Origin of the sequence: Planktothrix sp. FACHB-1355 (genome assembly GCF_014748295.1) — a bacterium.
In the GTDB taxonomy this organism is placed as follows: domain Bacteria; phylum Cyanobacteriota; class Cyanobacteriia; order Cyanobacteriales; family Aerosakkonemataceae; genus Aerosakkonema; species Aerosakkonema funiforme_A.
Genome location: NZ_JACJUP010000302.1, coordinates 1 through 6,260 on the forward strand (window position 1 = coordinate 1; position 6,260 = coordinate 6,260).

Annotated in this window: 7 protein-coding genes; 3 read left to right on the top strand and 4 right to left on the bottom strand. The window is 45.5% G+C overall.

Annotated elements, in window-relative coordinates; all coding sequences use genetic code 11:
- The 3 genes from H6S82_RS14365 to H6S82_RS14375 all read right to left on the bottom strand — a co-directional run.
- On the bottom strand, nucleotides 1-822 hold an 822-nt coding region (locus H6S82_RS14365), incomplete at its 3' end, for an ATP-binding cassette domain-containing protein (protein WP_191056344.1).
- Between the two features lie 4 nt (nucleotides 823-826).
- A complete protein-coding gene (locus H6S82_RS14370; RefSeq protein ID WP_190461307.1) occupies nucleotides 827-1,222 on the bottom strand; it encodes a glyoxalase superfamily protein in 396 nt (131 codons plus the stop codon).
- A gap of 15 nt (nucleotides 1,223-1,237) precedes the next feature.
- A complete protein-coding gene (locus H6S82_RS14375; RefSeq protein ID WP_191056345.1) occupies nucleotides 1,238-2,293 on the bottom strand; it encodes a saccharopine dehydrogenase NADP-binding domain-containing protein in 1,056 nt (351 codons plus the stop codon).
- A gap of 173 nt (nucleotides 2,294-2,466) precedes the next feature.
- On the opposite strand from H6S82_RS14375, the gene H6S82_RS14380 reads away from it, so the two are divergent.
- Genes H6S82_RS14380 through H6S82_RS14390 form a run of 3 tightly spaced genes read left to right on the top strand, consistent with a single transcriptional unit; the run spans nucleotide 2,467 to nucleotide 5,464 of the window.
- Nucleotides 2,467-4,224, top strand: coding sequence for an ABC transporter transmembrane domain-containing protein (locus tag H6S82_RS14380; protein WP_190461436.1), 1,758 nt, complete (start codon nucleotides 2,467-2,469; stop codon nucleotides 4,222-4,224).
- Nucleotides 4,225-4,249: 25 nt separating this feature from the next.
- Nucleotides 4,250-4,684 carry a hypothetical protein gene (locus H6S82_RS14385; protein ID WP_190461311.1) on the top strand — a complete coding sequence of 145 codons (435 nt, stop codon included), beginning with the start codon at nucleotides 4,250-4,252 and terminating at the stop codon, nucleotides 4,682-4,684.
- A 51-nt stretch (nucleotides 4,685-4,735) separates the two neighbouring features.
- Nucleotides 4,736-5,464 carry an NlpC/P60 family protein gene (locus H6S82_RS14390; RefSeq protein ID WP_190461313.1) on the top strand — a complete coding sequence of 243 codons (729 nt, stop codon included), beginning with the start codon at nucleotides 4,736-4,738 and terminating at the stop codon, nucleotides 5,462-5,464.
- A gap of 26 nt (nucleotides 5,465-5,490) precedes the next feature.
- Here H6S82_RS14390 and H6S82_RS14395 read toward each other — a convergent pair whose 3' ends face one another.
- Nucleotides 5,491-6,216, bottom strand: a complete 726-nt coding sequence (locus tag H6S82_RS14395; RefSeq protein WP_190461315.1) for a response regulator — start codon at nucleotides 6,214-6,216, stop codon at nucleotides 5,491-5,493.
- Nucleotides 6,217-6,260 lie beyond the last annotated feature (44 nt).

The window sequence follows — 6,260 nt, forward strand, 5'->3', positions numbered from 1 at the left end:
CCGATCTAGCCATTCTAATTCGCGACGCAATACGCCCTGATGTTTGCGCTGACTGCTGGCAGCTGATTCTTCAGCTAAAGCCTTCTTTTCGAGATAATAAGAATAGTTACCATCGTAGCTGTAGAGATCCCCTCTGTCAATTTCAATAATCCGGTTGGTGACGCGATCGAGAAAATAGCGATCGTGCGTAATTAACAGAATCGCACCTCGAAAACGATTCAAATAACTCTGCAACCACTCTACCGATAGAGCATCCAAATGGTTTGTCGGCTCATCCATCAACAACACATCGGGATCGGAAAGTAACGCAGCTGCCAAAGCAATGCGCTTGCGGTATCCTCCCGACAAACTGCCAATTTTAGCATTAAAATCTTCAATTCCCAACTTAGTCAGAATAATTTTGGCATTAGTTTCTAATTCCCAAGCGCCTGTTGCTTCCATACGCTGCATAATAGCAGATAGACGCGCCATGATTTGGCTATCTTCGGGAAAATGAGCTAATTTATCCGAAAGTTCCTCATACTCGCGCACCAAAACCATGCGCTCCCCGCTATCGGCAAAAACTTGCTCCAAAACCGTATGATTTTCATCTAAATTTGGTTGCTGAGGTAAATAGACAATGCGAGTGCCGGAGTTAACTATAATTTGACCGCCGTCGATCGGCTCCAAACCGGCAATCATTTTTAATAGAGTCGATTTGCCAGAACCGTTAGTACCAATCAATCCAACCTTATCTGTAGCACCCAGACTAAAGCTGGCATCTTTGAGAATTTCCTTAATGCCAAAGTCTTTTTTAACAGATTGCAGTGTAAAAATACTCATCTTATTAGTTATTTGAGCGCTCTAGCTCGTAAAATGTAATGCAGACGCCTGCCGGATCGACTATTTTAAACTCTTTCATGCCCCAAGGTTTGCTTTCCAACTTACCGTTAGGATGAATTATCCCTCCATCCTGAGCCAGAAACTCCTCGTAAAGTTCTGCGATCCCATCTACTTGAATGAGAAAAGTCGTCGATTCTGCCAGGTGTCGATCGTCATTTTGTTGCAGAATGATTTCTGCTGAGTCGCGTTTGACAATTGCCATCCTGATGGGATTGCCTTCTTGATGGATTTTGGTAAACCCAAGCTGTTTTTCATAGAAGGCGATGGCTTTTTCCATATTGCCACCAGCCGGAATAATCGGGGTGATGTTTCCCAGTAGGGGTGGTTTGTTCGCGCTCATAAATTTATTGGCAAATTAATTAACATCTTCTCGTAAAACCCCCTCAATTTCTAGGATAAAATCTGCTCCATAAACTTTTGATGGCGTTTGGAAACCTACAGCCACCTGTCCCCCTAACACTTTTTGGACGATCGCCAAAGCAGTCATCGCCGTGAGAGTATAGCCTTCGGGGCATTGCAGCCGAGAAACCAACTTTTTACCGCTATCGTCTTCCACCTCTCCCCACAGCAGACTGCTTCCCTGTGTACGTTGGGCATCGGTTGGCCCAGGCACTTGTTTCTGAATCTGAGCTTTCAAGTATTCTTGCACGGGAGGGAAAGCCAACAACCAACCGATGTAGCGACTCATCAGCATCAGCCTGCGCCGTGATGCCGGTACTGGCATATACAATTCGATGTGAGGAATTCCCGTACTGTAGAAAGCTGTAGACACATCCCCCCACGGTACTGTTGTAGCTTCCACTTGCCCTTGTCCGAAATCGATTTGACGGGTTTTCCAAGCAGCGGGAACGGGGGTAATAATTCCATCGCGCCTGACTAAACCGCCTTTGTGCTGATTTTCGATGACTGTGGTAGCAGTTCCTCGCGATACTCCACCCTGGATTTGAAAAGCGAGGGAGAGTCGCGTCGCAGTGGGGAGTCGTCTTTTAAGGTGCGCGGCTAGACAGTCGGAGGGGACGACATCGAAACCTACTCCTGGGAGAAACATAACTCCAGCTGTTTTCGCTTCGGCGTCGCGGGATGCGATCGCTTCAAATACGCTTACTTCTCCGGTAATATCCAAATAGTGCCTTTTCGTCCGCAAACATCCATCCACCATTGGTTTAGAAGTGCGCGAAAAAGGGCCAGCACAGTGCAGCACTAACGGTACATCGGCCAAAGCTTCGTCTGTGGCAGCTGTATCGTCGAGAGAGAAGGCGCGATATTCCAAACTCAGTTCTGTTGCCAAAGGTGCTAATTTTTCGGCATTGCGTGCGGCCAAAATCGGGCGAAGTCCGCGCTGTACAGCCAGTCGAGCAATCAGCGTCCCCGTATAGCCGTTCGCACCATATAACAGGAAATTTGATGACATATCAAATATATTAAGCCTTAACTTCTATGATGAGCTTTTATCGCCAATTAATAATTAATTAGTTAGACTGTGCAAGGGCAGTATTTATGTGCATTCAAGATTAAGCGATCGGGCAAGTGACCAAAGCTATTACTCCTCGTAAATCTTCCTTGAGAAGGAAGCACCTCGGTTCGGTGCATCCCCTCAAGCGCCTGATTGATTACGGAAAAGATTATCGCCAGCAAATATGGCTGGCAACTGGCTGCTCAATTCTCAACAAAATCTTTGACTTAGCACCACCCGCCCTGATTGGGATCGCGGTTGATGTGGTGGTGAAACAAAAGGATTCGATCGTTGCACAGTGGGGCATTAAAGATATTTTTTGGCAATTCGCCATTCTTTCCATCCTCACCGTCATTATTTGGATACTGGAATCTGTATTTGAGTACGCCTACGCGAGGTTATGGCGCAATTTGGCGCAGAAAATTCAACACGAGTTGCGCCTAGATGCTTACAAACATATCCAAGAACTGGAAGTTGCCTATTTTGAAGACCGCAGTGTTGGCGGTTTGATGTCTGTACTCAGCGATGATATCAACCAATTAGAGCGCTTTTTGGATGTGGGAGCCAACGATCTGATTCAAGTTTCCACAACAGCGATAATTATTGGCGGCGCTTTCTTTATCTTGGCTCCCAGCGTGGCGTGGATGGCAATGTTGCCTATGCCGTTTATTATCTGGGGATCGGTATTTTACCAGCGTCTGCTTGCGCCTCGCTATGCGGATGTGCGGGAAAAGGTTGGTTTCCTCAACAGTCGGTTGGCAAATAATTTGTCGGGTATCGTGACGATTAAAAGCTATACGGCAGAGGAATACGAAGCAAGGCGTCTGGAGGTGGAAAGTGAGGCTTATCGGCAAAGCAACCGACGTGCGATCGCACTTTCTGCTGCCTTTGTCCCCTTAATCCGTATGATTATTCTGGCTGGATTCACGGCGTTGCTGCTGTATGGCGGCGTGGAAGCGGCGAACGGCAAAATGTCCGTGGGTACTTATAGCGTATTAGTTTTTCTAATCCAAAGATTGCTATGGCCTTTAACGAGATTGGGAGATACTTTCGACCAATATCAACGGGCAATGGCATCTACTAATAGAGTAATGAATCTGTTGGATACGCCGATCGCCATTCATACCGGCGATATGCCTTTGCCAGTCAATTCGGTACGCGGGGAGTTGGCGCTGCGGGATGTCACCTTTGCCTACAACGGACGCCGCCCAGTAATTGAGCATCTTTACCTAGATATACCAGCCGGGAAAACGATCGCCATAGTCGGTTCTACTGGCTCTGGCAAAAGTACTTTGGTAAAATTGCTGTTGCGCTTGTACGAAGTTCAAGCGGGAACAATTAACCTTGATGGCATTGAATTGCGCCAGCTGAACCTTAAAGATTTGCGATCGTGTATTGGCTTAGTCAGCCAGGATGTATTCTTATTTCATGGCACTGTTGCCGAGAATATTTCTTACGGTAGTTTTGATGCTACTTTTGAAGATATAGTATCGTCAGCTAAGATTGCAGAAGCCCACGACTTTATCATGCAGCTACCACAAGGTTACGAAACCATTGTGGGTGAGCGGGGGCAGAAGTTATCGGGTGGACAGCGGCAGCGGATTGCGATCGCACGGGCTGTGTTGAAAAATCCACCCATATTGATTCTCGATGAAGCTACGTCGGCAGTGGACAACGAAACAGAAGCGGCTATTCAGCGTTCGCTGGAAAGAATAACTCAAAACCGGACAACGATCGCGATCGCCCATCGCCTTTCGACTGTCCGCAATGCCGATTGCATCTATGTTATGGAACATGGCAAATTAGTGGAATCGGGAAGACATGAAGAACTGCTCGATCGACAGGGTATTTATGCCAGCCTCTGGCGAGTGCAGTCCGGTTTGAAATGATATTGGCAACTACTGAATTAAGAAAATGGTAATGTTCGATAGTATCCAGTCCGATCGGGGTGAAAACAACTGGCGACATCAGTTAAATGATTTCGTCAAAGCAAATCAGCAAGAATTGGCTGCTTTAGCTTGGGGACTATTTGTGGAAAGAGGAGAAAACTACGAAAATACTTTAGGGATAGACCTCGAACCCACTCCCCATTTTGTCTATTGTCCCAGACAGGCGATTGAAGCGCTCAACGACAAAGTTGAGAACAGACTGCAAGAGATTTTGGGCATTTTAGACGCTCACAATCCCAAACAGGAAGTTTTGCTCATCGGCATAGGCAACGCCCAATTAAAGCTAGTTCAGTTTGAACCGGAACCCCCGCCACCCGTATGTTTTGAACAAGCTGCCGCAGATGTCGATACTTTACTAGAACGTTTAGAGCAGCGGATGTGCGAGCAGATTAAGCTATAAACATCCAGCTCGTATAGTTTTAGAGCAGCCCTAATTGTAGGAGCGATCGAAATGCGATTCCCAAAAATCAAGCGATGGCTCTTATTCCTGTTATGGAGTTGGGCTTGGTTTCTGTTGATAGTCTTACTTATTTACCCCATCAGCTATGGCATATTCCGCTTAATTACTGTTCTGCTTTGTTTGTACCTTTGGCTGGGAGCGCTATTTTTATTCTGGAACAAAAATAGTATTAGATACTTGTGTTTTTTGTTGGCTTTAATAGTCAGCGGCATAATTATCCTGCCTGGTTATCAAGTAGATGGAAGCATCCTCCGCCAAAAGTATGTACAAGAACTCAGTTACTACGAAGGATCTCTATATGTTTGGGGTGGCGAAAACAAATTTGGAATTGACTGCTCGGGTTTGGTACGCCGTGGGTTAATAAACGCTAATTTAAAAATGGGATTGCTATCTTTTAATTCCAAATTACTCCGAGAAGCATTTTTGCTGTGGTGGTACGATGCTTCCGCCGAAGCTTTAGGAAAAGAATACAGAAACTGGACAAAATTTCTGTATAAAGCTCCCAGTATTAACGAGTTAGATAATTCAAAAATCCAAACAGGAGATATTGCGGTTACAACAGACGGCTTACATATCTTAGCTTACATAGGAAATAACGTTTGGATCGAGGCAGACCCCAACTATCAAAAAGTAATTAAGGTCAAAGTACCCGATGCGAGCAATATCTGGTTTAGAGTTCCCGTTAATATATTAGAATGGCGACAGTTTGAGACAGGCTGAACAGAACAGCATTCGCTTGGCATTAATCATCGATAGTCCCAGTCGCGACACAGTTCTTCAGGACGACCGCAAGGGTACACAGCGCAGTTTATGCCATCCTTTCCATAGTAATACTGGCATACTTGGCAGGGCTTAGTTTCCTCTAACTTTTGCCGCAAAATAGCCCAGTCTTTTTCCAAAGTAGCTTTGTATTGAGTTGCCTTAGAATGATGGATATCGATTTGTAATGCTTGCCCAAAAGCAGCAAGGGCATCCTCATAAAACCTGGTAATTTGCAAACCGTATTTCGTCCAAGCATCAGCGCGGCATTCGTATAGTTTAATTAAGTTTAAATTTAAAATGCCGTATTCTGTCCAAGCATCGGCAGAAACATTCTCAGCCCAACTTTGGGTGTCTAACAAAACTCGTTTTACCGTACCAATTAGTTCTCTCGGTTGCCAAGGTTTACTAATATATGCCTCTGCAAGTTCTATGGCACCATAAAGAGCAAGTTGTTGTACCTTTACTGTTAAAAATACCACAGGTATGTTGCGAGTTTCCGGGTTAGCTTTGAGCAAACGGCAAACATTGTAACCATCAATTCGGGGCATTACCACATCCAGCAACACCAAATCGGGACTATTTTGCTGAATTTTCTCTAATGCTTCGACGCCATCGGACGCTTGGATAACGTTCAGTCCCCACCACGCTAGCTGGTGCGAGATGCACTCCCGCTGGCTGCGAGAGTCTTCCACAACGAGAACTGTACTCATAATTCTTAGTTAGGGGGAATTTGGGTAATATCCGCAGATTTATC

Bases quoted from the DNA above. Each gene is read 5' to 3' on its own strand.
- H6S82_RS14375 (WP_191056345.1), bottom strand. From the start codon at position 2,293: ATGTCATCAAATTTCCTGTTATATGGTGCGAACGGCTATACGGGGACG.
- H6S82_RS14390 (WP_190461313.1), top strand. From the start codon at position 4,736: ATGCGATTCCCAAAAATCAAGCGATGGCTCTTATTCCTGTTATGGAGT.
- H6S82_RS14385 (WP_190461311.1), top strand. From the start codon at position 4,250: ATGGTAATGTTCGATAGTATCCAGTCCGATCGGGGTGAAAACAACTGG.
- H6S82_RS14370 (WP_190461307.1), bottom strand. From the start codon at position 1,222: ATGAGCGCGAACAAACCACCCCTACTGGGAAACATCACCCCGATTATT.
- H6S82_RS14395 (WP_190461315.1), bottom strand. From the start codon at position 6,216: ATGAGTACAGTTCTCGTTGTGGAAGACTCTCGCAGCCAGCGGGAGTGC.